This is a genomic window from Microcoleus sp. F10-B2 (genome assembly GCF_036704965.1).
In the GTDB taxonomy this organism is placed as follows: domain Bacteria; phylum Cyanobacteriota; class Cyanobacteriia; order Cyanobacteriales; family Microcoleaceae; genus Microcoleus.
On sequence record NZ_JAUBTB010000207.1, the window covers coordinates 1 to 2,167 of the forward strand.

Below are 2,167 nucleotides of genomic sequence, written 5' to 3' on the forward strand. Positions count from 1 at the left end.
ATTTTAGATTTTAGATTTTAGATTTTAGATTTTAGATTTTAGATTTTAGATTTTAGATTTTAGATTTTAGATTTTAGGTAACTGCTCACCGCAACAGTGTTGCGGTATCGCCAATGATGTCAGCGATCGCCGCGCAATCAAGTTGTAGGCGATCTTGCAGAAAAACTTGCCACCCGTCAGAAAGAAGTTGGTGGAAAAGTGATTGATTCAATTTCTGTCAACGAAAAGTTCAGTTGAATTGTAAACCTGGAGGACTACGACCAGATAAAGACAGTAACTCATATAATTGAGCGATCGCTTCCCCACCTTGTAAGCGAACAGTTTCTAAAAAACTAAACATCTGAGCTACTAATTGAGCGCCCCAATCACTGCGCGCTCCTCCAGTTACTTTGCGATGCACGACAACCGGGCGTAAAGCTCTCTCAGCATCATTGTTGTCCGGTTTCACTTCTGGATAGTCTAAAAAAGTGAACCATTCTTTCCAATGACGTTGAATTCGGTTGGCTAATCTTTGGGCATCGGCAGGCCATCCAGTAGTCGGTGGATTGTGTAAAACTGCAAGCAATTGAGCTTCGATCGCCGGACGCCGGTCGGCGATTTGAAAGCGGCTCAATTTCCCAGCATGATAGTCACGATACCAAGTTCTAGCTGTGGCTAAAATCTCACTCACAGCTTGAGCGAACAGACGATTTCCCTCAAAATGGCTGAATTTGAGTGCTTTCAAGTCGCGTTCTATATGGGTGAAACACTTCTGTTTCGCCGCTGCCGACTGCCGATTGTAAGCACTAAAACAATCGCTACTGAGAATGCCAGAAAAATCCGCTCCCAATAACTGTTTGAGTTCGGCACTACTGCGGGTAGGAGCTAACAAGAGCACACAAACTCGATCGCTAGTTGCCACCCACAACCAATACTTGATGCCATCAATACAGTAAGTGGTTTCATCAACGCATCGCACACCCGGTTGTTGTACGTAGCTCAACCATTGCTGATAGATTGGCTGCAAGCTTTCTTGGAAGTAATGCTGCATTTTGGCTAAACTCCCTTGAGAGAGCGGAACCCCCAAGACATGTTCCACAAAATATTCTTGTTTTCGCTTTCGGTAAGTTACCTCCGTACCCCAGCCAGCCCACTACGCTACACAATCTACCACCGTAGCTAAATCCTTCTTTGACACCTGGTGGTAATTGAGAGTATCCTGACCAGCCACAATCTTTACACTGGCATAAGGGGCGACGATATTCTCTAATTTCTACGGGTTGCTCTATCAGTTCGGCTACTTGTTGTACTTTCCTCTTTGCTGTTGTAACTGGTTCCACTGCTGAGAGACACACCGGACATGTTTCTAGTTCTAGCTCAATGATTTTGTCTGGCTCTCCAAATCCATTGCGCGTCTTGCCAGGATGGTCATATTTTGGGCCGCGTTTTTTCCCTTTTTTTCGCTTACTTTTGTCGCTGGGCTTGAGGAGCAGGTCTGCTGATGGTGGAGTGGAACTGTTTGATGAGGTGCGGTTTTTTAGCTTGTCGAGCGCTTCTTTTAACTGTTCGATCTCCTGTTGCTGCTGTTCTATCAACTGCTGCTTTTCTTGGAGTTTTCGTTGTTGCTGTTTGAGCTGCTGTTGTTGCTTGAGTAGCCATTCTGCCAACGACAGCATTACCTGTGCCATGTTCTCTGTTGCGATGGCTATCTCGTATGGTTCGCTCGTCAGTGCAGTTGGTTTTAGCATGGAAGCTACTATACTCTATTTTTGCCTATTTGGCTCAAATCCTTACTACGCTTGCTCATAACTGGGTTCTGAGCCTCCATTGGCAATACCGCAACGCAGTTGCGATGAGCAGTTACGTTTTTGGCTGGCTTTAATCCGTACTCAATCCAATTCCTAAAACCATAGTGATTCCCAATACTCGAATATAAATCTCCTGAAATATTAGTCATTAAATACCAAGTATTACTTTTTCGCTCCCGGAAAAAATCACTGGTTATCTTCCAGTATCTCACCTCGCCAGAACCCGGACAAATGATTTCTTGAATATATCTTGTCTGTTCATTGCCATTAGAAAATACCCGGTCAAATGTTTGCCAGTCACTGTAAGTAACTTCTTCTTTATTCAACCAAGCTTTGTGATTGGAGCGAATTGCCACTACATATTTGAGGTGCAATTTATT

At 44.1% G+C, this 2,167-nt stretch carries 1 protein-coding gene and 2 pseudogenes; all 3 read right to left on the reverse strand.

The features are described 5' to 3' along the window. Positions 1-85: 85 nt before the first annotated feature. A complete protein-coding gene (locus QUA99_RS32630) occupies positions 86-211 on the reverse strand; it encodes a hypothetical protein (RefSeq protein WP_333245565.1) in 126 nt (41 codons plus the stop codon). 18 nt (positions 212-229) lie between these two features. Then, positions 230-1,727, reverse strand: a pseudogene (gene tnpC / locus QUA99_RS32635) (IS66 family transposase). An 8-nt stretch (positions 1,728-1,735) separates the two neighbouring features. Beyond that, positions 1,736-2,167 (reverse strand): annotated as a pseudogene (locus QUA99_RS32640) (hypothetical protein); the annotation flags it as partial.